General features: G+C 43.8%; 27 protein-coding genes and 4 pseudogenes. 9 read left to right on the top strand and 22 right to left on the bottom strand.

Going from position 1 to position 22,876, the window contains the following annotated elements; genetic code table 11:
* Positions 1-244: 244 nt before the first annotated feature.
* The gene (locus tag ACDZ28_RS00265) at positions 245-514 is read left to right on the top strand and encodes a hypothetical protein (RefSeq protein ID WP_375102300.1); all 270 of its coding nucleotides are present in this window, start codon (positions 245-247) and stop codon (positions 512-514) included.
* Between the two features lie 147 nt (positions 515-661).
* On the opposite strand, the gene ACDZ28_RS00260 is transcribed toward ACDZ28_RS00265, so the two are convergent.
* Complete coding sequence (locus ACDZ28_RS00260; protein WP_054943627.1) at positions 662-865, bottom strand: hypothetical protein; 204 nt, start codon at positions 863-865, stop codon at positions 662-664.
* A 237-nt stretch (positions 866-1,102) separates the two neighbouring features.
* On the opposite strand from ACDZ28_RS00260, the gene ACDZ28_RS00255 reads away from it, so the two are divergent.
* Positions 1,103-1,276, top strand: a complete 174-nt coding sequence (locus ACDZ28_RS00255) for a hypothetical protein (RefSeq protein WP_153784608.1) — start codon at positions 1,103-1,105, stop codon at positions 1,274-1,276.
* A gap of 174 nt (positions 1,277-1,450) precedes the next feature.
* On the opposite strand, the gene spoVAE is transcribed toward ACDZ28_RS00255, so the two are convergent.
* The 4 genes from spoVAE to ACDZ28_RS00235 are packed head-to-tail and all read right to left on the bottom strand — an operon-like array spanning position 1,451 to position 4,203.
* A complete protein-coding gene (spoVAE, locus tag ACDZ28_RS00250) occupies positions 1,451-1,801 on the bottom strand; it encodes a stage V sporulation protein AE (protein WP_054943626.1) in 351 nt (116 codons plus the stop codon).
* Positions 1,798-2,817, bottom strand: coding sequence for a stage V sporulation protein AD (gene spoVAD / locus ACDZ28_RS00245; RefSeq protein WP_375102299.1), 1,020 nt, complete (start codon positions 2,815-2,817; stop codon positions 1,798-1,800). Before spoVAD ends, spoVAE begins: the two co-directional genes overlap by 4 nt.
* Before the next feature lies 1 nt (position 2,818).
* Positions 2,819-3,298 carry a stage V sporulation protein AC gene (spoVAC, locus tag ACDZ28_RS00240; RefSeq protein WP_005832062.1) on the bottom strand — a complete coding sequence of 160 codons (480 nt, stop codon included), beginning with the start codon at positions 3,296-3,298 and terminating at the stop codon, positions 2,819-2,821.
* A 44-nt stretch (positions 3,299-3,342) separates the two neighbouring features.
* Positions 3,343-4,203, bottom strand: coding sequence for a DUF421 domain-containing protein (locus ACDZ28_RS00235; protein WP_054943624.1), 861 nt, complete (start codon positions 4,201-4,203; stop codon positions 3,343-3,345).
* 210 nt (positions 4,204-4,413) lie between these two features.
* On the opposite strand from ACDZ28_RS00235, the gene ACDZ28_RS00230 reads away from it, so the two are divergent.
* The 3 genes and pseudogenes from ACDZ28_RS00230 to ACDZ28_RS00220 form a co-directional block, all read left to right on the top strand.
* Complete coding sequence (locus ACDZ28_RS00230; protein WP_007781230.1) at positions 4,414-4,620, top strand: DUF1657 domain-containing protein; 207 nt, start codon at positions 4,414-4,416, stop codon at positions 4,618-4,620.
* Between the two features lie 262 nt (positions 4,621-4,882).
* Positions 4,883-5,485, top strand: a pseudogene (locus tag ACDZ28_RS00225) (phosphatidylserine/phosphatidylglycerophosphate/cardiolipin synthase family protein); the annotation flags it as partial.
* An 89-nt stretch (positions 5,486-5,574) separates the two neighbouring features.
* A pseudogene (locus ACDZ28_RS00220) lies at positions 5,575-5,675 on the top strand (DUF421 domain-containing protein); the annotation flags it as partial.
* 182 nt (positions 5,676-5,857) lie between these two features.
* On the opposite strand, the gene ACDZ28_RS00215 reads toward ACDZ28_RS00220, so the two are convergent.
* From ACDZ28_RS00215 to ACDZ28_RS00145, 15 genes are all read right to left on the bottom strand, one after another.
* Positions 5,858-6,901 (bottom strand): hypothetical protein, encoded by a 1,044-nt coding sequence (locus ACDZ28_RS00215; RefSeq protein ID WP_375102298.1) that lies wholly within the window; start codon positions 6,899-6,901, stop codon positions 5,858-5,860.
* Between the two features lie 221 nt (positions 6,902-7,122).
* Positions 7,123-7,623, bottom strand: coding sequence for a CBO0543 family protein (locus tag ACDZ28_RS00210; protein WP_301554599.1), 501 nt, complete (start codon positions 7,621-7,623; stop codon positions 7,123-7,125).
* Between the two features lie 231 nt (positions 7,624-7,854).
* Complete coding sequence (locus ACDZ28_RS00205; RefSeq protein WP_107338600.1) at positions 7,855-8,328, bottom strand: hypothetical protein; 474 nt, start codon at positions 8,326-8,328, stop codon at positions 7,855-7,857.
* A gap of 79 nt (positions 8,329-8,407) precedes the next feature.
* Positions 8,408-8,758, bottom strand: coding sequence for a hypothetical protein (locus tag ACDZ28_RS00200; RefSeq protein ID WP_054943620.1), 351 nt, complete (start codon positions 8,756-8,758; stop codon positions 8,408-8,410).
* A gap of 319 nt (positions 8,759-9,077) precedes the next feature.
* Complete coding sequence (locus ACDZ28_RS00195) at positions 9,078-10,175, bottom strand: Ger(x)C family spore germination protein (protein WP_054943619.1); 1,098 nt, start codon at positions 10,173-10,175, stop codon at positions 9,078-9,080.
* Complete coding sequence (locus ACDZ28_RS00190; RefSeq protein ID WP_107338598.1) at positions 10,156-11,313, bottom strand: GerAB/ArcD/ProY family transporter; 1,158 nt, start codon at positions 11,311-11,313, stop codon at positions 10,156-10,158. The genes ACDZ28_RS00195 and ACDZ28_RS00190 overlap by 20 nt, the downstream gene beginning before the upstream one ends.
* On the bottom strand, positions 11,313-12,803 hold the full coding sequence (locus ACDZ28_RS00185) for a spore germination protein (protein WP_280788524.1): 1,491 nt from the start codon (positions 12,801-12,803) through the stop codon (positions 11,313-11,315). Before ACDZ28_RS00185 ends, ACDZ28_RS00190 begins: the two co-directional genes overlap by 1 nt.
* Before the next feature lie 279 nt (positions 12,804-13,082).
* The gene (locus ACDZ28_RS00180) at positions 13,083-13,328 is read right to left on the bottom strand and encodes a hypothetical protein (protein WP_054943617.1); all 246 of its coding nucleotides are present in this window, start codon (positions 13,326-13,328) and stop codon (positions 13,083-13,085) included.
* A 12-nt stretch (positions 13,329-13,340) separates the two neighbouring features.
* Positions 13,341-13,544 (bottom strand): hypothetical protein, encoded by a 204-nt coding sequence (locus ACDZ28_RS00175; RefSeq protein WP_028407024.1) that lies wholly within the window; start codon positions 13,542-13,544, stop codon positions 13,341-13,343.
* 155 nt (positions 13,545-13,699) lie between these two features.
* Entirely contained in the window at positions 13,700-14,062 is a 363-nt protein-coding gene (gene arsD, locus ACDZ28_RS00170) for an arsenite efflux transporter metallochaperone ArsD (protein ID WP_042131160.1), read from the bottom strand.
* 57 nt (positions 14,063-14,119) lie between these two features.
* On the bottom strand, positions 14,120-14,539 hold the full coding sequence (gene arsC, locus ACDZ28_RS00165) for an arsenate reductase (thioredoxin) (protein WP_042131161.1): 420 nt from the start codon (positions 14,537-14,539) through the stop codon (positions 14,120-14,122).
* 56 nt (positions 14,540-14,595) lie between these two features.
* The gene (gene arsB / locus ACDZ28_RS00160; protein WP_042131162.1) at positions 14,596-15,654 is read right to left on the bottom strand and encodes an ACR3 family arsenite efflux transporter; all 1,059 of its coding nucleotides are present in this window, start codon (positions 15,652-15,654) and stop codon (positions 14,596-14,598) included.
* Between the two features lie 55 nt (positions 15,655-15,709).
* A complete protein-coding gene (locus ACDZ28_RS00155; protein WP_042131163.1) occupies positions 15,710-16,054 on the bottom strand; it encodes a metalloregulator ArsR/SmtB family transcription factor in 345 nt (114 codons plus the stop codon).
* 109 nt (positions 16,055-16,163) lie between these two features.
* Complete coding sequence (locus ACDZ28_RS00150; protein WP_375102297.1) at positions 16,164-16,487, bottom strand: ArsR/SmtB family transcription factor; 324 nt, start codon at positions 16,485-16,487, stop codon at positions 16,164-16,166.
* Between the two features lie 237 nt (positions 16,488-16,724).
* Positions 16,725-17,150, bottom strand: coding sequence for an arsenate reductase ArsC (locus ACDZ28_RS00145; RefSeq protein WP_042131164.1), 426 nt, complete (start codon positions 17,148-17,150; stop codon positions 16,725-16,727).
* Positions 17,151-17,447: 297 nt separating this feature from the next.
* Here ACDZ28_RS00145 and ACDZ28_RS00140 point away from each other — a divergent pair, with 297 nt between their 5' ends.
* Positions 17,448-17,942, top strand: coding sequence for an arsinothricin resistance N-acetyltransferase ArsN1 family A (locus ACDZ28_RS00140; RefSeq protein ID WP_042131165.1), 495 nt, complete (start codon positions 17,448-17,450; stop codon positions 17,940-17,942).
* A 109-nt stretch (positions 17,943-18,051) separates the two neighbouring features.
* Positions 18,052-18,411: a helix-turn-helix transcriptional regulator gene (locus ACDZ28_RS00135; RefSeq protein ID WP_042131166.1), complete on the top strand. Its 360-nt coding sequence runs from the start codon at positions 18,052-18,054 to the stop codon at positions 18,409-18,411.
* Positions 18,412-18,609: 198 nt separating this feature from the next.
* Here ACDZ28_RS00135 and ACDZ28_RS00130 read toward each other — a convergent pair whose 3' ends face one another.
* Positions 18,610-19,029: a universal stress protein gene (locus ACDZ28_RS00130; RefSeq protein ID WP_042131167.1), complete on the bottom strand. Its 420-nt coding sequence runs from the start codon at positions 19,027-19,029 to the stop codon at positions 18,610-18,612.
* A 24-nt stretch (positions 19,030-19,053) separates the two neighbouring features.
* Positions 19,054-20,517, bottom strand: a pseudogene (locus ACDZ28_RS00125) (SulP family inorganic anion transporter).
* A 158-nt stretch (positions 20,518-20,675) separates the two neighbouring features.
* On the opposite strand from ACDZ28_RS00125, the pseudogene ACDZ28_RS00120 reads away from it, so the two are divergent.
* Both ACDZ28_RS00120 and ACDZ28_RS00115 read left to right on the top strand, forming a co-directional pair.
* Positions 20,676-21,240: pseudogene (locus tag ACDZ28_RS00120) on the top strand (recombinase family protein).
* A 416-nt stretch (positions 21,241-21,656) separates the two neighbouring features.
* A complete protein-coding gene (locus ACDZ28_RS00115; protein ID WP_042131170.1) occupies positions 21,657-22,193 on the top strand; it encodes a cupin domain-containing protein in 537 nt (178 codons plus the stop codon).
* Positions 22,194-22,876 lie beyond the last annotated feature (683 nt).

Raw genomic sequence — 22,876 nt, 5'->3', positions numbered from 1 at the left:
TGCCAGTCACTGGGCAAGAATTCTTTGCAGATAACCGAACATGATCAAGTAAAAGAAGATGGACTTTCTCTTATACTGGTTGTTTCTTAATGCAGACAGGTTTCGAACAAAATTGTTTCAACCCATCCCAGTTGCCCCAGATGCAATTTTTACATCGATTTGGTTGTCTTGGGGCAGAGGTAGTCCAGTTTTTAATGCTTGTACTGAATGTTGGTAACATGCAGGCATCCGCCTTTCCAAATTTATGCAAACAGCATTTAAGTTGTCCAGAAACGAATCATCCTATGCAGTTATCCGCATCGTGAAAGTCCGCTTGGATTTGATCCCATCTACCCTTGTCCCCTGCATACAAATATCAAAGGCCGGAGCAACCCATTTTGGGCAACAGCCGGCCATTTGGTCCTATTTCGCAGGCATTCTACCGATGGCTCGAATCGCAAACATTTTTCACACACCGATTCTCCCAGTTGTTGCAGAAGTCCTCATATACTTGCTCTACGCCACAGTCGGATAGCATGTGCCTGGCCAAAAAGTCATACCAGAACTGGTCGAAAGACAAGGGCATCCGGGTTCCATATTGGGAACGAAGGGTTACATAGCGGTCCCAGATTTTGATTCGGAATGCTGCCAATTCATCACATCGCTCCATGTCGGTTCGCCTTTAAGCGACGCTGGTGTCGCTGGATATTTCTGACGTTTTCGCTTTTTCTTCGGAGAGCTTTTGAAATTGTTTCGCCCTTTCCAGATGAAAGGTACGTAATTGTTCGTGATACTGAGCCATTTTCATGTGCCAATCGTACATTTGCCTGACATAAGCGGCCTGGTCATGCGTATACATGGGCATTACCTGTTTGATAAACTGCATTTGAAAACATTCCTCCTTGGGTTAGGTAAAGTTGAACTTACAGCATTAGTCTATGGCAGGCGCATAGAAGCGACAACGGCATCCGCCCGGTTTCCGGTCATTTTATCGGGTTGGTTGTCTATATACAGGCGGAAACACAGCCTTTTGGGGACCTGACTCCTATGATGCATAAAGGATATGAAAATCGGAATAATATCAGTTGCATATTCTGAAAATGGCGAATGAAAAGGAGAAATTATGGAAAAAAGCGAACTTAAATCACAATTTAAACAGCGAATCAAAACGACAAGTAACAAATCTCCAATAATCTTGGATGGAAAGGCAAGTGAAAATGTTCCAACCGAGCCGAGTTTAATGGAGCGAACCAAAGAAGTGATGGAGAATATAGGAACCGAAATAAATAGCGTCTGACAGTATATGGCTTTTATAGCTTGGTCAACGTAACCTTTGAGATTATCGATGGGGACATTCCGTACAGATTGGAACAAGTAAATGTTTCTCATAATCAAAACCGGCCGGTTAGGGATCGCCCTGACCGACCGTTACAGTGTATTTTAGCCAACGAAATTCGGATTGGGCCCCGTATTATCCTTTGGGTTTTACAAACAATGCAGCGAGAAACGAAAAAATAATCGCAGCAGATATTCCGGCACTGGTCACTTCGAAAATTCCGGTGATGATCCCAATCCAGCCATTGTTCTCTAGTTCTTGAAGCGCACCATGGACAAGCGCGTTACCAAAACTTGTAATCGGGACCGATGCTCCTGCCCCGGCAAATTCAATCAGCGGGTCATACCATCCAATTCCATCGACAATCGCGCCCAGTACAACAAGCAAGGTCATGGTGTGGGCCGGTGTAAGTTTCAAGATATCAAAACAAAATTGTCCGAAAACACAGATTGCACCGCCCACCAAAAAAGCCCAAAGAAAAATCATAATATCTCCCTCCCTGCCTCTATGGATACGGCATGAGCGATACAAGGAATGCTTTCCCCTTGTTGAAATGAAATCGGGGATAGCAGCGCCCCCGTAGCGACAACGAGGATTCGTTTCAGTTCACCTCTTCGCATCCGATTTAGCAAATGTCCATAGGTAACAACTGCCGAACAACCGCAGCCGCTTGCTCCGGCCTGAACCATTTGGGTTTCATAATCGTAAATCATCATCCCGCAATCGGAATATTCGGTTTGTTCGATGGGAAAGTTATGTTTCTTAAACAATTTACAGGCGATTTCATATCCGACTTTCGCAAGATCGCCGGTAACGATCAAATCGTAATAACCCGGTTCAATTCCCAAATCCCGAACATGCGCCTCAATGGTGTCTACCGCTGCAGGAGCCATCGCTGCGCCCATATTAAACGGGTCTTTAATGCCCATATCGATAACCCGGCCAATGGTGGCAGAAGTAACAACCGGTCCGTCACCTTCCGTGGATATGATGGCAGCACCGGCCCCGGTTACCGTATATTGGGCGGTTGGCGGTTTTTGCGAGCCGTACTCGGTCGGATATCGGAACTGTTTCTCCGCACTGGAATCATGGCTGCATGTCCCCGCCAACACAAATTTCGCCGAACCGGAATTTACAAGGTTAGCTGCTAATGCCAGACTTTCCATCGAGGTTGAGCAAGCACCAAACACACCGATGTAAGGGATCGATAATGTTCGCGCGGCAAAACTGCTGCTAATGATTTGATTCATCAAATCCCCGCCTATGTAAAACTGTACTTGTTCCTTTGTCAACCCCGCATTTTCAATAGCCAGTTTTGCCGCTTCTTCAATCAATGCCTTTTCTGCTTTCTCCCAGCTCTTTTGTCCCATCATGGATTCTCCATGGACAATGTCAAAATCTTTGGCCAGCGGGCCTCTTCCTTCAAATGGACCCACTACCGTTGCTGTTGATCGGATGAACGGCTTGTTCTCAAATAGCCAACTCTGGTGTCCCTTTAACATATTAAGAGCCTCCCCCGCCTTTGATCAGCAAATGTACAATTCCTACCGCAAAGGCGGCGACTGTACCAAATACAATAACCGGTCCAGCCAGTTTAAACATTTTACCGCCAACACCGAGCACCATACCTTCACTCTGATGTTCAATCGCAGCGGATGCCATCGAATTCGCAAATCCCGTCACAGGCACTGCAGAACCCGCACCAGCCCATTGGGCAAACTTATCGTACACCCCCATGCTGGTCAGAATGACAGAAAGGAGTATCATAACCGCCACGGTAGGGTCCCCAGCTTTTTTCTCATCAAAGCCGCCCCAATGCACAAACATTTCCTGGATGGCTTGTCCAACCAAACAAATGGCCCCGCCGGCTATAAACGCACGAATGAAGTTTTTGAGTATGGGCCTCGGAGGTTCGACGCTTTGCGCCAATTCTTTATATTCCTGTTGTACCCGCGTTAAATTTTTCTTTATATTATTTGCCATGAACATCCTCCTCGATTTTCAGCTGACGTATAATTAGCGAATTGTTAACGAATCAGCAATGGTTTAACTTCATCAATAATCTTTTCTAACGCTTTTGAACATTGCTCGTACATCTGCTTTGTATTTTGTTCTTTGGTAGATAAGCCAAACATTTCGAGATCCGCTTCACACTTTTTCAATGTTGCAAGCAACGCGGCTTTTTTCTGGGGTTTCGGTACTTTGATCTGATCATCAAATAAATCAACGTATAGCTGGCCATAGGAATCCACCTGTCCAAGAAATACGTTATCAATCGAAACACCTAATTTCTCCAGTTCCGTATCCAGCCATTTCCTGTTTAGACCTATCGTGGCAAGCGGTTCGTCCATTATTTTTCCATCCATAATGACCGATTGAGGTTCTTGTTCTGGCCCGACATTTATTCCCAGGTGTTTAGGCGTTAACGGTTGATTTTCCTTGGTTAAAAGAACGCTAACGTCACCGCTTGACTCCATGATGGCGAATTCAACATCGGCAGCTTTGAACACATTCTTTATTCGAAGCTGTTCCATAAGTTCATCCGTGGTAATCCTTTCTTTTTTTAGGTTATCCTCCATGATCTTGCCGTCCTTAATGAGCACTGTTGCTTTGCCGTCGAATAGGTCTCTTGCCGTTTTGCTTTTCAGCTGTAGAAATTCAATCCCTAAAGAAACAACGGTCCAAACCGTCATCGCAACCAAGCCTAAATACCAATTGGTCTCCAGATCCAACGAAACGTAAGCTGCAAGGCTGCCGATCGTGATTCCGGTGATATACTCAAACAATGACAGCTGTGATACCTGCCGTTTCCCCAATATCTTCGTTAGGACAAAAAGTACCCCCATAGCCAACAACGTTCGCAAAGCGATTTCTACCCAATCCGGCATAATATCACCATTCCTTTCCAATCACATTAATCGACAAAAGTTAATATGTCCTAATTCCATTATTTTCATGCATTTCCATTTGAATTTTTTTCTAACGTATACTTTTGTTGCGAGACGGAAATATTAATTTCGGTATTGGGAGAATGTAAGCATCTATTCCTATTACCCCTGAAACATTATCCTATCCTAAGGTAAAGGAGGTGACATTCCGTGACAGTTGCTTCTCAAGTGAAAACGTGCGTAGCATCTTTAAAAAGTGCTCAGGCGAGTCTGGAACAATTTGCTTTGGAAACACAAAATCAAGAAGCAAAATCGCTCTTTACGAATGCGGCCCAACAAACCCAACAAATCGTGCAGCAAGTAGAAAGCCGCGTACAACAGTTGGAAAATGAAGAACCTCAATATAAGGGGTTTTAAGAAAAACAGACAAACCATGAATATTGAGGACATGGCTTGTCTGTTTTCATCGGTGAACAGATTAGAAAAGAGATCAAACCCTACTCAACTTGTAGGGTTTGATCTCTTTTCGCCACTATTCTTTTGTTTAGACAGCTAACCTTGGATAAACCTAAACACTGCCGCCCCCATCGCGACTGCTAAAGTTGACAGTATCCAAGTTCCCCCTCGGCCCAACGCACGCCCATGGCTACGGCCGCCATTGGAGTTGCCGAAATCATAGATTGTTGTATTCGATGGTCAGGAAGCTTTTACTGGAGGCATCAATATCGGGGATGAATATACCGGATTAAAGTCGAATGTCGGCTTTTGGCGCGACACCCATATTCGAATAGTGGGTTAACCTGCAAACGAACTGCAAGCAGTCTTCGACGCCCATTGGAATATCGCGCCTTACTTTGTGCCAGATGCAGACATTATTATGGCGATTAAAGCAGCTTTGGTTCGCGGTGTCCGAGTGCGCTTAGTTCCCCGCCACGTGGTATCGATCATCGTTGGAGCTGCAAGTCGGACCTACTATGGAGAACTTTTGGAAGCCGGGGTTCATATCTACCTCTACAATAAAGGCGTGTTGCATGCGAAGTTAATGATCATTGACGGAGAAATTGCCGAGATAGGCTCCTCAAATTTTGATTTAAGAAGCTACCGTCTGAATTATGAAGTGTGCGAAGTTGTGTACAGTTCTGAAGTAGCACGAAAACTGGCGGAACAATTCGAGCATGATCTTGCGGACTCCATTCCCTTACGGATGGAAGTCCCGCCTCAACGCACGCATTTGCAGCGGATTCTCGATCAAACGGCGTGCTTGCTTTCACCAATCATTTGATGAAAGAGGAAATGAAAAGTTGTTTCTTCAATTCTCAATTGAGTTCTTGCTAGGTTTTGTAGGATTGTCCATTGTCCATCATTACAAAGATGTTAGGGAAAAACCAATTTAGTCAAGTAACACCGTTTGACTTCATTTCAGCTATTTTTTAGGTGAAGTCGTTGGAAATACTCTATATGACATGCAACTGTCTACCCTATGCTGTATTCTTTATTCTTATGGAGGTCATTTATGTTAGCTATTAAGACGGCAGGCCAAAAGTCTTGGAAATAAGAAGTTGGATCGATGGAACCCTGTGCCTTAATTCCGATAGTAGCATAATTACCCAATAGTTGGATTTCGTGCCGAATCAACTTATAAAAATATGGAGACTTAGTCCCTGGGCATCCGTTGAGCTGCTAAAAAAATAAGAAGTATCAAACCCATATACCCAAATAGCGGATAAAGATAAGTAAGTAAGGAGGTGAAACCGGCTTGACTAATCAAAAAACTAGCAAGTAATATGCCAAGAACTAACCAACTTCTAGGAAGATTATATAGACTTTGGATTTGACGAGAAATTCCGAAAACATTGCCTATCAATGTGGTGAATATTTCTCCATAGATTACGAGCAAAAACAATACATGAAAAAACCGCCCGAAATCTCGAATAATCTCGGCCATCGGAATATCGTATTGAAGAATCTCGGGCATCTTTGAGCTCATTGCAAAATGGCTGACAAGAAGCATAAAACCAAGACCAATGCCTCCCCAAAACCCTCCCCATTTTAATGCGCTTTCGTCATCCACCTCACTCCCCAGAGGAACCATAACGGCTAGAATAAAAGCAAAATTCAATCCTGCATACACAAACGGACTCACGAACCACTTCAAATTGTACAGTTGTTGGTTCTGCCAACCGACTATATCAAAAATATTGTCTATTCTGACAACCTTTACGACAAGGAGAATAGTGAAAAAAAGCATCATGGGAACGACTAACGAGTTTACGAACATAATTCCGCTGATTTCCTTCGTCATCACCAGATAACACAAAACGATGCTGATGATAATACCCAGTTGATAGGGTAGACGGAGTTGTTCTTCGAAAATGGTACCGGTTCCTGAAAGCATCACGGCCGTTACCCCAAATAGAATAATAAAAGTCAAGGCATTTGCGACTTTGCCGAAAATCTTGCCAAACAGATAAACATTAAACTCCTGATATGAAAATGCTTTGATATGGTGAGCTAGAATCATCATTTTAGTGCCGATCCACACAAAAAGAAAGGTGCTGCATAAAATGCCTAATACCCCATAGGCTCCGTATACCGTGAAAAACTGCATAATCGACTGTCCTGAAGCAAATCCGGCTCCCACCACGGTTCCCGTATATGTTGCGGCGATTTGTATTATCATATTTGTGTTTTTCTTCATATTTCACCCATGTCCTGGTAGAGAATAGAATCATTAAATTCTATGCTTAAAAAAAATGCTTATTCCAAAAGGAACTCGTTGTCAGCCGTTATGACGAGAATCGATAGTGGTCCGGTAGATCATCAATTAACAAACTTGAGTCTTTAACAATGACATGGTAAATATGCAGCTCATGAATCTGGGCATGATTTTTGGAATCGGTAAACTTATGGTTTTGGCCTTTATTTATCTACCGAGGATGAATCTGTGCAATCAACGCCCCGCTTGGCGATGCTCGAAGCCAGCAGATATAGCCCCACATAGATAGGAAACGAATATGTATGTTTCCAGTGAACGGGGTGGTATAAATCGGCCATTTGTGAGACCGGCTCGGCCACAAAAGCGGAAAATCCCCCAAATAGGAGAGCTTTGAACAACGGATGTATGCCAGACTTGTACTGGTGTAAGAACATAACCGTGACGGGAAGAAGTGAAAAATTCCATGGAAAATTAGCGGGCATGAATGGTATGACTTCCCAGTGATAATGCCAAAGTCCCATGGCAATCCCAAGCTGGTCCAGCCACGACGACACGATAATCATCATAAACCCGGATAGGAGAAACTGTCCCGTAGCTCTCTTATCCCGAAATCCGATCCAAAATAGCCAGGGGCATATCGATAAACCTACTCCCAACCACCATTGTCGCGTAAATAGTACGTGAGTGCGCCAAATGTCAGTCATGTTGCGGTGTGCTTAGACAATCAATTGATAGGCTTGTTCGATTACATGATGAATCTGATTTTCGTCCACCGATTCCACCCCTTTCCGTTATCTGGATCCCCATCATGTGCTCTTCTGTTGACAAGACGATGCACCAGCGATTCCATTTCCATACCCTGCACAGAACCCGGCAACGATCATTTTTTATCCGTCAAGGCCATATTTGGGGACAATGACGGATAGGTGCCTGCTTTATAACCGCGAGTTTCCATACAGTATATTCGACGTTACAAATACGCCAACCGGCGGCAGCGAAGTTGAAGACGGTTGGGGCGGGACATAGCCGCTATACTCCGGCAAGCTTATATCTGTTGTCGCTACCCAGGTTCCATACTCACCTGCCTGTAAAGAGGGGGGGAGCATCTGGAGGCGTCCGGTGAGAACCAGATGCCGAAGTTGAATCTGGACATCGTCGTAGATGGATAAATGGCCGGAGTAGGCGGCGTAGGGGGAATGAAACATGATCTGCTGCCCGCTTTCATTCCAGCTTCCTTCAATCGGAATCGGCGTTCCGCGAAATCGGATGGTGCCTTGAATTTGTTGATCCGGCAAAACACGCATCACGAGTTTGCCCCACACAACCGGTCTTCCGGCGACAGATGCATGAACCCCCCATATGGAAAAGGGAGGTACACTCTTTGTACTTGTTTGAGCCGCAACGGACATGATTCATCACTCCTCAAAAGTTGGATCACGTCATTATATGCGTCCTCGGCAAAAATGCCAGTCACGGGGCATGGATTCTTTACAGATAACCGAACAGGATCAAGTAAAAGAAGATGGACAGTATCGTCATCGGGATGCTCCAAACCGGCTTTGTATGATGAAAGCGAAGCATCAGAAACATGTGTACATCAAAGAAAAGCGACCACCAGCAATTCCAGCCGTGGGAGTAGGTAATATAACCGAGGCGATATCCAACCCATTCTACACCGATATAGATCAGCACCCATTTTGCAATGTGAACCGCAGCCTTCCATTCGACTTCTGGAAAACGAGTCAGGTAGAGAAAAGCAGTCAAAGGATAAATGCAAAAGGTGTGCAGCATCACAACGCCGGTATAATTGATCAGTTGATCCGGTTCCAGACGCCACACATAAAATTTTTCGTGCGAAAAAAATTCGTAAAGATTTGGAAGCTACCTTACGATTCCAGAGGCGTCGAACGTCAATTCCTTTCACACATCCTGCAAGGGGGAATTCCTGTGGATTGCTGCGCACCTTCCGATCATGCCGGAATCGTATGTTGACCGGATCAAAACTCAGGTACAGGCTGGCCGCTGCGCATGCGAAATCCACAATCCGCAGGGGACTTGCTGTTTGGGGAATGTGAGCGCTTTTGTACGCGGCTTCAAACGTTCCATGTCATGAAGACGCGATCATTGGCGAGTGACACAGGGCGCGCGAGCTGCGTCTTCATCGCCGGTCCGCATGCGAATCGAGCATCCCGGTATGCTCCAACTTCAACGAAACATGGATCGTCACGTCCATATCCGGCCATCGTTGGTTCCACTGCTCACGGGTAAATGGCCGGCCCTTCCATCCTACCGTGTGCATGCCCAGGCCGAACGGGTCGACACATAACGACTGCGTTCGACCGATGACTTTCTCCAGCTTTTCCTGGGTTCTCCGTTCAAGCGTACGCTCGAACTCCTGCAGTTCCCGTGGGCTGTCCGTCTTCTGTCCAGCGGGGACTTCTTCCACCCGTCCTTTAAGCATCACGTCAATATGAACGTTCCGGAACGAATCGGTGAAACGAATTTGCCGCTCGGTTTTGATACTGCCGAGCACGACATCCGCCGCTGGCAGCGGCACCGTCTTTTGAACGCCTCTCTTTTCATGCAACATTTGGAAAAAGACGTCATCGGGCAGCGAAACCGTCCCGACCATCTTATCCCCGCGGAACAGCGCCGTCCCGGAATAACGAAGTTCATTGTTCGCGACGGCGTAATAGGGAAGAACCGGATCGGCATAAGGGTTGTACACCCTGGCCAGGAATTCATGCACGTTGCTTGTCGTCAATTGCCCTTGCTTTTCGTAGTGCGCAAACATTTTGTACAGATACAAGTCGATTTCCTCCTGCCCGCTCTGCATCTGCCTGTTCAAATATCCGATCATATCGCCACGCACAACAGAGAGAAACACGCGGCTGGAAATTTCGGGATCACGCAGTAACGTATCGAGCAGAGACGTCAGCCCCCGGTTAGCCATGGCTTCGGAGAAGAAAATCATTCGGATCTGCCCCCCTTTCGTTTCCCGGTAATACTTCAAGTTTCGTAAGTATCTCCCTTCGATTAACGTATTGGAGGACGTGGTAATCACGCTCTTTTTCTCTTTCTTCAGCGGGGGAATGATGGTAGACAGCTTTACGGATCCGTCGTTCCCTTCATCCAGATAAAGCAATACAACCGGCGATATTTCCTCAATGGTATTGGTTTTATCGACAAACGAGCAACCGCCGAGAACAAGCAACGCCAGTAATAGAAGAAGCGGTTTATGACGAGCCGCCGGCATGTCGGACCCTCCATTTCCTGCGAATCGTGATCCATCCCAAGAGGAAGAAGCCAAAAGGCAAAACGGTATAGGTGCTGGCATCCAGCCATGAAAGCCAGGTGATCCACTCCTTGGCTTTCCATTCATCCGGCCATATCCAGCGACCGGCCATCCATGTCAGCAGAAGCATCATCAAAAACGCCAACCAAAACGGCGCTCTTCCTTCTGAAAGACGACTGCGCGCAAGACATTGGATTGCTCCCGCCGCATACAATAGAAGGATGGCGACGACGTAAACGACGGAAATGGCGTAGGCTGGAATCAGAATCATTTCCAGCCGTTCGGCGAAAGGAAGCTGAATATACCGGATCAGATCGACGATCGGCAAGTCTTGCCGCTGCAAATAATCAGATCCGTAAAACGTCAGGCAAATGACAAAAAAGAATATGTATTCGAATGCGGTAAATGCATTGGCGGAAATCAGAGCCGTTTTCAATTTCTTCGCGTCTACCGCCTCTTTCGGCAATGCCAGCATATATTCGGGACCGGAGAACGCCGCCCATATCGTAAGAAAGGTTTGCCAATCTCCCTTGGGCATGTGCTCCGGAAGAAGAGGGAGCAGATGGCGGTATTCGGCAGCCGGCGGAAACGCAAACGGCACGTACAGGAAGGTAACCCATATCGTGCCGACAAACGCAACGATCGCAAAACGAACGGTCTTCTCCATGCCCAATCGAGCCAGGTATACGCAAGCACACAATAGCAGGATGCCAAACAACGTAGCATGTAAGGCAGGAAACAAAATATGATGCACAATATCGACATAACCCATCATCAGCACGATGCCTTTCATCAAAACAGCGAACAGCCCCGCAAGCAAAAACAGGAAAGACACCGCCGATCCCAACGTGCGGACGATGCCGAGATAACCGCCGGGCGTTTCTTTCCATGCAAAACAGCGGGCAATCATCAAAATGTTGAGGTGCGAGCATCCCGCCGCCAGCAGGATGAGGCCGATCATAACCGGCTCCGCAAGCACACTGGGCAAATATAAAAGATAATATAACGTTTGCATCCGGTTCGCCCAGAAGGCGAGGGACAAGAAACCGAAGGGCGCTGAAATCGAAAACAAACCGGCCGAACCTACACGAGAAGCCATCACGGTTTCCTCCCGGTAACGCGCATCCGCTGCAGCGGCTTCAAATAAGCCGGCCTTGTGCGCATCCTGGACAGCGGAGCACGAAACACCGTATCTTTCCAGTCGCTTGCGAAAAACGGGCTCAGCGGGGACAAATACGGTTGCCCGAGCGAAGTCAATCCGTGCAGGTGGATGCACAGCCAGAGCAATCCGAACCCAATGCCCCACATGCCCAGCCATGCCGCCAGAATGAGCAGGGCAAATTGGAGCAGTTTGCTCGCGTTCGTCATCAAATAATTGGGTACGAGAAACGAGGCGATGGCGGAGATGGAGATCACAATGACCATCACATTGCTAGCGATCCCTGCATCCACGGCCGCTTGACCGATGACAATACCGCCCACGATGCCGAGCGTTTGGCCGGATTTGGTTGGCATGCGCAAACTGGCTTCCTTTAATATCTCCAGCGTCAGCAGCATGAGCAGCGCTTCCCAGAACGGAGGATACGGAATTTCACTGCGGGATTGCATCAGGACAAACAGCATCTCCAGCGGAACCATCTGATAATGGTGAACCGTCACCGCCACGTAAGCCGGGGTCAAAAACAGAGCAATTACGAACGCGACAAAACGAAGCCCCCGCAGGAAGCTGCCCACCATCCATCGGTGAATATAGTCCTCCGGGGACTGAAACAGATCAAAGAACGTAATGGGCGCTACAAGCGCAAACGGCGTGTTGTCCACCAGCCAGACCACTTTGCCGCTGGCCAGCGCCGCGGCCAGCACGTCCGGACGGTCCGTCTGTTGAAATTGCGGAAAAACGCTGTTGACGTGGTCCTCCATCAAAGCGGAGATATGGGAGGAATCGAGAAGAACATCGAAATCAAATTGATTCGTTTTCATCTCTGCGATCCGCACCAGCTCCGGATTGACAATACCCTCCATGTACAGCAGCACAACAGAGGTTTTGCTTAACGATCCGGCGGTCCATTTCTTTGACTTTAGGCTTGCTACGGGCAGCCGGCGACGGATTAAGGTCAAGTTTTTGTCAAGGCGCTCGTTCAGGCTGTCTTTAGGACCGTACACAATCGATTCCTGCTCGGAAGAATCGATAGTGCGGCCGAGTTGATCCTGCTTTTTGACCGCGCAAACGTTCCCGATCTCATCAAAAACAAGAATTCCTCCCTGCAGGATGAGTTCTTCGGCTTGCTGCAACGTCGTTACGTCCACCCGATCTTCGGAAATCACCTTTTGTCCTGCTTGTTCGTCCGGGGCATGCAAAAGGGGAAGCACGATGTCGCTTTCGACCTGTTTTTGATCCACAAAGGAACGGATGTAAAACAGCTTGACTTTCCGCACTCCCGCATCCAACTCATGCACCTGTGCATCGTGAATATCGTGAAACAATTGCTGCACGTGCTGCGGAGACAAGTTGCCTGCGGGAGGTTGAGTGTCGGCTTCATTTGGCGTATAGCTTTTGTCTTGCTTTTTAAACCAGCCGATCCAATGCATCGGCTCCCCTCCTTTCGCATTTAGTCCATGTATTATTTTTCCCGATATGACAAAAAACATGCCTCGCAGTTCCAGGTTGTTGGCAGTCCTGAGATTATGAGTCGGTTCGTGAAAAACCACGGGCTTCCTACGAGGCCACTGAAAAAAGTCCCCTCGCCTTCTTTCTGCGATGCAAAAAGTCCGTTTTTAGCCTGTGAGACGGCTTTAAACGGACTTTTCCTTATTTTCCTGCAACATCAAACTTAAAAATCGATGCATCACAGAAAAAACGTATCTTTTTCAGCGGCCTCCTTCCTGCCGATGACTTGATTCGTGAACATTTCGCAAACACTGATTCTCCCAGTTGTTGCAGAAGTCCTCATACACTTGCTCGACTCCGCTGTCGGCTATCATGTGTCTGGCCAGAAAGTCGTACCAGAACTGATCGAAAGACAAAGGCATCCGGGTTCCATATTGGGAACGAAGGGTTACATAACGGTCCCAGATTTTGATTCGGAATGCTGCCAACTCATCACATCGCTCCATGTCGGTTCGCCTTTAAGCGGCGCTGGTGCCGCTGGGTATTTCTGACGTTTTCGCTCTTTCTTCGGCCAGCTTTTGAAATTGTTTCGCTCTTTCCAGATGAAAGGCACGCAATTGGTCGTGATATTGAGCCATTTTCATGTGCCAGTCGTGCATTTGCCTGACGTAAGCGGCGTGGTCATGCGTAAACATGGGCATTGCCTGTTTAGTAAACTGCATTCAAAACCATTCCTCCTTGGGTAGGTGAATTTTGAACTTACAGCATCAGTCTATGGCAGACGTGTAGAAGCGACACCGGCATCCGCCCGGTTTCCGGTCATTTTTATCGGGTTGTTTGTCTATACACAGGCGGAAACAATTGACCCTTCTTTCGTTTATTGTGACTTCACTTTTAGTTCTAAACGCACTCTAGGCTTCATTGTAAGTTCAGAAGCCGAAATCCCTGTCCAGTTCTCTAACTCTTCATTAGTAGGATAACCTTGTTTCTTAACGACCTGACCATCTACCATAATTACAGGCAATACATCTGGACCTTCATCAGTCAGTAATTGTTTAACAACTTCATTCGCAACAAAAGCAGCCGGCTCACTGGACAAGTTATAACGGGAAACATTGACGTCCCTTTTCTTCAGGTTATGCACCACTGCAGAGATCCGAATTAATTCCGGATCAACACTCGGACCACATACTCCTGTGGAACAACACATCGCTGGATCATAGATTTCAATAGAGTTCATATACTTAAGCTCCTTTCTGTAGAAAAAAGCCGGGATTTCTCCCGGCTGGACTATTCCTTATTCGCCGGTTTCAGCAAATCGTTTAATTCGTGCTCCGACCTGATCACGGACCTGCTGGAATACAGCCCATTTCTCTTCGTCAGTTCCTTGCGCTTTCGCAGGATCATCAAATCCCCAGTGTTCCCGTTTCACTTTTGGAGGTGTAATCGGGCACTTATCAGCAGCGTCTCCACACAAGGTAACCACCAGATCAGCGTTATTTAATAGCTCTGAATCAATAATATCGGATGTCTGAGAAGTGATATCAATACCTACTTCATTCATAGCCTTCACCGCTTTAGGGTTAAGACCATGTGCTTCGATACCTGCACTGTAAATATTCCACTCATCACTGAGGTATTTCTTTGCCCAGCCTTCAGCCATCTGGCTCCTGCAAGAGTTTCCAGTACACAAAAAGTAAATTGTTTTCTTTTCCATGATAGATAATCTCCTTTATATTGAAGGTAATAGTAACTATATTTTTGATGCTTTGTTTAGGCAGCAGGTTTCGGTTTATTAAAGTACTTCTTTCCGAACCATAAAGAGACGTTTACAAGCCCGATAAGAACAGGCACCTCAACAAGCGGTCCGATAACAGCGGCAAATGCCGCCCCTGAATTTAATCCGAACACACCGATGGCCACTGCAATACCCAGTTCAAAATTGTTGCTGGCTGCAGTAAAAGAAAGTGAGGCTGCTACCGGATAAGAAGTTCCCGCTTTTTTGGACATCCAGAAGGACAAGAAAAACATAATGACAAAGTATATTAATAACGGTATAGCGATTCTAACGACATCCATAGGTAGCTGAATCATTAAATCTGCTTTAAGTGAAAACATCAACACGATTGTAAATAAAAGGGCAATCAAAGTAAGAGGACCAATCTTTGGCAAGAAAACCTTCTCAAACCAAGCCTCACCCTTTGTCTTCAGTGCAATCACTCGCGTCAATATTCCAGCTGCAAATGGAATACCCAAGTAAATCATTACGCTTTCCGCAATTTGCCCCATCGTAATATCAACGACTGCTCCCTGTACGCCAAACCATCCGGGCATTACAGTGATGAACAAATATGCAAAGACGGAATAAAAAATAATTTGGAATATGGAGTTAAAAGCTACTAAACCTGCTGTATATTCCGGGTCGCCTTTTGCCAGATCACTCCATACGAGAACCATAGCGATACACCGAGCCAAACCTATCATGATCAAACCGATCATGTATTCCGGCATATCGCTCAGAAATAAGATGGCTAACAGAAACATTAATACTGGACCGATAATCCAGTTCTGCACCAAGGAGAGCAGTAGGACTTTCCAGTCCTTAAATACTCTTCCCAGTTTCTCAAACTTCACTTTAGCTAGCGGTGGATACATCATCAGAATCAATCCCACGGCTATAGGAATTGAAGTCGATCCTACCTGCATCTTCGATAAACTTTCCGAAAAGCTTGGCACCAAAAAGCCGATCAAAATTCCAATTCCCATTGCCGCAAAGATCCATAAGGTTAAATAACGATCCAAGAAAGACAACTTCTTTTCTCTTTGACTCATAGTGATCAATCTCCTTTGATAAGTTTTCCTTATCACTTAGATCCTTGTACGTATATTAATTACAAGAAATTCTAAGACCTTTCTTATCGAGCTCTTCCAATTCATGATCTTGTGAAGGAACAAAGTTCAGCAATTTCTGAATTAACTCATTATGATTACTATTAGAATTGATCGAATAAAAAATCCATTGACCCTTCCGATTTTCCTTTACCAGACCTGCATCCTTTAGTTTGCGTAAATGCTGACTGACAGACGGTTGACTCGTTTTGAAAACTTCGACAAGTTCGCATACACAGCATTCTTGCTTCTCCAACAGTTTCATCATGGTAAGCCTCGTTTTATCCCCCAAAAGCTTTAATACCAATGATATTTCATCCAAATCATCTAGAGAAAAACTCATATTCCGTTCCTCCTTTTCCTCCATCATTATATAACCATATGCTTATATAAGCAATAGGTAATATACAAATCAGCATCTGCTTAGTCCTTTGTGAAATTAAATCATTCGATTAATCACAATCAGCTTCAGTATAGTTCTCTTTTAACAAAGACAGCAACGTCTGAGTATCGGGTAAGGTATCTAGAACGGTTTGAATAAAGGGTTTATCATCCATATCAAGTGAATAGTATACCCATTGTCCACGTCTTCTTTCCTTAACCATTCCCAGCGCCTTTAATTTCCTTAAATGCTGGCTGACATTGGGCTGAGTCATATCTAAGATTCCCGCTAGATCACACACACACCATTCTTTATCTTTCAGTAGTCCCATTATTGTGAGTCTGGTTTTGTCACCTAATAATTTCAGTTTTTCAGCCATTTCCATATCGAACATATACACAGTCCCCTCAAGAATACGAACAAAATAATATATAATCATATATTATTGTTTGATTCCTTCAAAATCAAGAAAGGCTATTTCTGTAGGTACATTAGCTTAATTCAAGAACATCTATATATTCTAATGATTTGTCTTGGATAATCGTTCAATAAACCACTTCTTTTAAATTGTTCATCCACATGTCCACAACTGAATATACGATGATACTACACCCGATATCGATAAAGATTTTTATTCGTTAACTGGTATGTTCATTTCCTTCAATAGTGCAATAACTTTCTGTTGAATTTCGTCCCTTGCAGCTCTTACGTCTCCCAGATGGCCGTTAAGTGTTAGCGGATCAGTAACATTCCATTGAATATTTTTGATGGCAAAGGGAACGATTGGACATTTTTCATTGACTTGTTCACATAACTTTATAATGACTTTCGATTGCATAAACGTTTTCATATCAATTGTTTTTGAGCTTTTGTTTGAAATATCAATTCCTATTTCCTTCATGACTTCAATGGTATATGGATGGATATCTCCGGATTCAAGTCCGGCACTTTCAGCGACCACATGATTACCACCATAATGTCTGGCAAAAGCCTCGGCTATTTGACTTCGGCAACGATTCTGGATACAAAGAAAATAAAGACGAATTGGTTGTTGCATCTTCTCAGCCCCTTTCTATTTGTATATAATTATATAATTAAATTGTTATATTTAAATCGTACTTTGTGTTAACGCAATGTAAAACAACAGTATATAATTATTCTATAATCCTGATTTGGCAATCTGAATTTTTCCAATTATATTTTGCAACTTTTAGAATTATACTATTTATGAGGTTTAAATAGACACCTGATGCTAATGATTGAAGACGCATACCCTATCTCTCCTTCACAAAGAGCAACGGTAGTTACAACCATAAATCAGCAAATGACTTAAATTCAGAAGGAGTGTTCAGATATGTCTACACTCAACGTTCGTCATGCAACATTACAGGATTTGAAAAGTATTCTTCGGATTTACAATCAGGGTATCGAAGATCGGATTGCTACACTTGAAACCGAGGAAAAAGATTCGGCTTTTATGGAGGGATGGTTCCAAAATCACCGAGGTCGCTACAGCATTTTAGTAGCTGTAAGAGAAGACGAGGTGATAGGCTGGGCCTCTCTTAACCCCTATTCCCATCGGTGCGCCTATAACGGTGTTGCAGACCTCTCAATTTATATTGATCGTCACTTTCGTGGACAAGGTATAGGAAATACCCTCCTAGAAGTCTTGGAAAAATCTGCACTGGAACAAGAATTTTATAAAATTGTACTATTTACCTTTCCATTCAATCAAGCAGGTCAAATGTTATATCAAAAAAGGGGCTATCGGCAGGTTGGAGTTTTTGAGAAACAAGGAGTTATGGATGGAGCTTTTATAGATGTGTTGATTATGGAAAAACTGTTGTAATCAACAAAAAATATAATCATATCTCTGCTTTGAATAGGTCTGTCTATCAACTACTTTCTGTGTAAGTAAAGCCGATATTCTCATCGAATGATAAATGAGGTGTTACAACATGAGCTTAAATTTTTTTGATCACCGTGAAATAATTGCTAAAAACTTGGTAACCTTCCTTCGGCAGAAAGGTTATTCCAAATTGTCTTTATCTAAACTAACAGACATCTCCCGAGCTACCATAGATCAGATTATCAAAGGAAAATGCCTAAACTCCATGGAGTATAATAAGCAAATTGAAAAGATTAATATAACATTTGAACTTTCAGATAACTATTTTATAACCCCTCTCATTTCTATAAATCCAATAACGTATACTTACTCAGATCAGTGTGCTGACCCAGAGAAAAGTACAGAAGTTAAAGAATTGTTGGATGGCTTGAATAACGTTCTTGATATTTATTCTCTTTACTTAAAGTAAGTAGGTGATTATAAGCAAAAAACGCATTGAAAATCTAGACGAAACCATTGGACGTTTTTTTGGAGATTAACGCGTAACGTTAGTACTTGTGATCCTTGAAGATTTATTCCATTAATCGGCTTGATTCCAGAATCAAAAGATCCAACCTCGACACTCGTCGGGGATGGATCTTTAATTTTAGGTAAAAGCAAGCTTTTGCTATTTTATTATCATTACAGGACAATGCACTCTTTTTACAACCTTATGGCTGACACTTCCTAGAACCATCTCTTGGAGCGCATTTAATCCCCGGCTTCCGATGATAACCATCTCCACTTTTTCCTTATTGGCATATTCAATGATTGTCGGGCCTGGTTCTCCATGCAGAATCTTTAATTTATAAGCAACATTTCCTTGCTTCAGTATTTCTTCGACAAGCGCCAGCTTTTGCCGTCTTTTGAGTTCTAGCTCTTCTCTGCCTTGGGTATGCAGAATTTCACTCTTCGATTTAGAGAAGTCGGCAACGCTAATCACATCTATCTGGCAGCCTGGTGTTAAAGATACCAGCTTTACCGCTTCTTTGGTCGCTCTCAGCGAATTCTCTGACCCATCTACAGCTAATACGATCCGGTTATACATCCTTCATTCACTCCTGAAGTCAAATTAGTGGGCACTTAACTTTGCATTGGCATCATTATAAACAGCCAGTTTATCAACGATCTTTTGGCTTGAAGAATTCAATCCTTTAATTTCAATCCTGTTATTGTTCTCCCGGTATTTAATGACTACCTTGTCAATCGCTCCAACGGCTGAGTCATCCCAAATATGAGCGTTTGAGAAGTCCACTACAATATCGGAATCCGTTACTGTGAAGTCAAAGGTATCCACAAAGCCGTCTACAGAGGCAAAAAACAGCTGACCTTCGACTTCGAATATGGTTTTCGCTTTTTCCACGCGTTTCCGGACTTCAATATTGGAGATTTTGGATACAAAGAAGACCGCACTCAAAATCACCCCGGCGATGACACCTTTGGACAAGTCATGGGTAGCCACCACGATAATAACCGTTACGAGCATCACCGCTGCGTCGGTTCTTGGGGCTTTTAACAGGTAAGTAAACGAGGACCAGTCAAAAGTACCAATGGATACCATAATCATAATGCCTACCAGGACAGGCATTGGAATTTGCACCACCCAATCGCCTAGTACAAGAATCAAGAACATCAGGAACGTGCCCGCCACCAAAGTTGATAGCCTTCCTCTTCCGCCTGATTTGACGTTAATCACCGATTGCCCGATCATAGCGCATCCAGCCATACCGCCGAAGAAACCGTTGATTACATTCGCGATTCCCTGACCTCTGGCCTCCCGGTTCTTATTGCTGTCCGTTCCTGTCATATCATCCACAATAGAAGAGGTTAGCAGCGATTCCAGCAGGCCGACAATAGCCAGTGCAATGGAATACGGGAAGATGATTTTCAGTGTCTCCAAATTAAACGGAATATCAGGAATAAAAAAGGATGGCAGCTCTTGCTTAATAATACCGAGATCCCCCACTGTGTTCAGGTTAACCCCCGTGAAAATGGCTATTACCGTCAATACAAGAATGGCAATCAGCGGAGCAGGAACCGCCTTGAAAAATAAGGGAACAACATATACAATGACTAACGTGATCCCGACAAAAACATACGTCATCCCGTTAATTCCCCCAGAAGTGTGGTACCTGGGCCATGAAAATCAGGATAGCCAAAGCGTTGACAAACCCAATCATAACCGGTCTCGGAATAAACTTCATCAGCCTGGCAATCTTAGAACGCCGAACACGAGCTGGATCACTCCAGTCAGTATCGTTGCTGCAAGCAGGTACTGAAGCCCATGCTCCTTGACTAGCGGAACCATAAGCAATGCCATGGCTCCTGTAGCTGCCGATATCATACCTGGCCGACCGCCTACAAAAGCAATAATGACCGCTATACAAAAGGACGCATAAAGGCCAACCATAGGATCAACACCGGCAATAATCGAAAATGCGATGGCTTCCGGAATCAGCGCCAATGCCACGACTATCCCTGCCAGAACATCTCCCTTCACATTAAAAAACCAGTTTTGTTTTAGTTTCTCAATCACTCTGTTTCCCACCTCTTATTTTTCGGCACTGTAATCTTAAAGATGACAGGCCGGTTTTCTACAAACAGTTTAGCATCAATCTTCCCATAATGGAACCTTTTAGAAACAAAATTTTGTGGTATGATAACGGCAGGTTTATAAAGTAAGGAGCGTACAAAATGCGTATTGGATATATGAGACCTTATCAAGACGATTTGAATTACGAAGCACAAACACAAATGTTAACCTCTTTCTCATGTGATACCGTTATTGTTGAAGAACACGCCTCAGCGAAGCGGCGAACCCATCTTAACCATATGATGAGCAATTTAAATCCTGGAGATACCATCATAGTTGCTAAACTATTTGCCTTTGCGGATTCCACCCGCCACCTTGTGGAGCTGCTTGAGGTTCTGGACAGTCAGCAGGCTTATATTTACTCCATAACGGAAAATATAGACACCAGCAAATCTGAAGGGTATTCATTTAGTGATATTGTGAAGCACCTGGTAGAGTTCCAAAGTGATGTGATTAGCGAAAAAACCAAAAAGAGGACTCTTTGAAGCGAAGCAAAAGGGGAATGTTCCCGGGCGCCCCCGAAAAGCTGATGAAAACGTGGAGAAAGCGATCTTTATGTATCAGTCCAAAAAATATACACTCACTGAGATTAAAGAACAAACGGGAATCAGCAAATCCACCTTGTACCGGTATTTGAGAGAACTAATTGACTTCGGTGATCGATAATGAACATTGAACTGATACATTACTTCGATCTAATTAATTTCTGAATAAGGTGTTATTACTCCAGTTCAGCATTTTCTTTTCATCTCTTCATGAAAAAATCATATTGATTGTTCACACTAAATACATCTACCCTGAAGTGAAATATGTTAGAACTGGACGGTATACAAACACATCCGAGCGAATTTCAGAGGTCTATCCTGGTATTTTCGCTCGGATGTGTTTAGTATTGAGAGGCAGACTTTGTAGGATAGGCGAAGGGGGGGCTGGGGGATTACGGATGTCTACAAGACTTCTCCATCTAGTTTGCCTCTTGTCATCATTTAGGCTCTTGCCCATATTTTTAGGTTTTGCACTCCTTTATATAGGGTCTCTCACTATGATAAAAGTAAACACTAAATCTAAAGAGGAGAATGAGTATGTATCATAAATCATGTCATCACTATCACTGGCATAATCCTATGCATAACAGCAAGAATAAAAACTATCAGGGTTATCATCCTCAATATAATTGGAATAATACCAATAGTAATCCCTATGAGATAATGAATTTAAGAGATTATGGACAATGTCCACTTGTAATAAATATTGACCAGGCAGCAAAGCAAAACAATACTTACCGGACCGCATTATGGACAGGGAATTATTTTCAAGTGACTTTGATGAGTATCAATATTGGCGATGATATCGGATTAGAGGTCCATCCGACAACTGATCAATTCATACGTATAGAAGAAGGTCAGGGACTTGTTCAAATGGGTGATAGGAAAGATAATTTGGATTTCCAAGTGATGGCCTATGATGACTATGCAATTATGATACCTGCTGGAAAATGGCACAATATAACCAATACAGGGAATAGTCCCCTTAAAATTTATGTTATCTATGCACCGCCTGAGCATCCATATGGAACAGTTCATGAAACAAAAGCAATTGCAATGTCTGCTGAAGGATAGCTAAATCACGGTCCGGAACCAGCAATGAAGGAATTAGGATGCTAATCCGAATTCATCCTTTTTATAACGGTATAATTTCAAATCTATTATATACTTATTCTTCTTTATCTTCTGACTTTAATCCCCTAAGTGTATTTATTATTTCGATTCTTCTTTGTTATAGTCTCGCATAGTAAAGTCTATTGTTATCGAAAACCATATTATTTCAAAATAATAATCATTTTACATTAAAATCGAAATTTTTTCTTACTGCCATAACAGCTTCCAACGAAGGCTGTACTTATCTTGTTCCAATTCACTCAATGTACCCTGGGAAATACCAATCAAAACGAAAGTTTGACCTGACTCAGTTTGTTGATTTTTCTGATGTTTTTTATTTTATCACCAAGAGTTTTCACTCTTTCACCTCCTATATAAATAAAAAAACAGTCCCGAGGAAGGTAAGTACTTCTTCAGGACTGTTAGTATGAAGTATTTAATTTAGTCTTAGATGACTGTTTAACTATAGTTTTTCTCAAATTAAGCATAAAACTTTATTGTTTAGAACAAAACCTTATTGTCATGACACACACTTTTTTATTACCGGATACCAATCATTATTTCACAACTATAATGTTAATTCCACAACTTTAATGTCTATTTCAAAACTTTAATGTCAATTTCACAACTATGATATCACCAGA

The organism is Paenibacillus sp. RS8, from assembly GCF_041956825.1.
Lineage (GTDB): Bacteria > Bacillota > Bacilli > Paenibacillales > Paenibacillaceae > Paenibacillus_AQ.
This window is presented reverse-complemented; position numbering and strand designations above follow the sequence as displayed.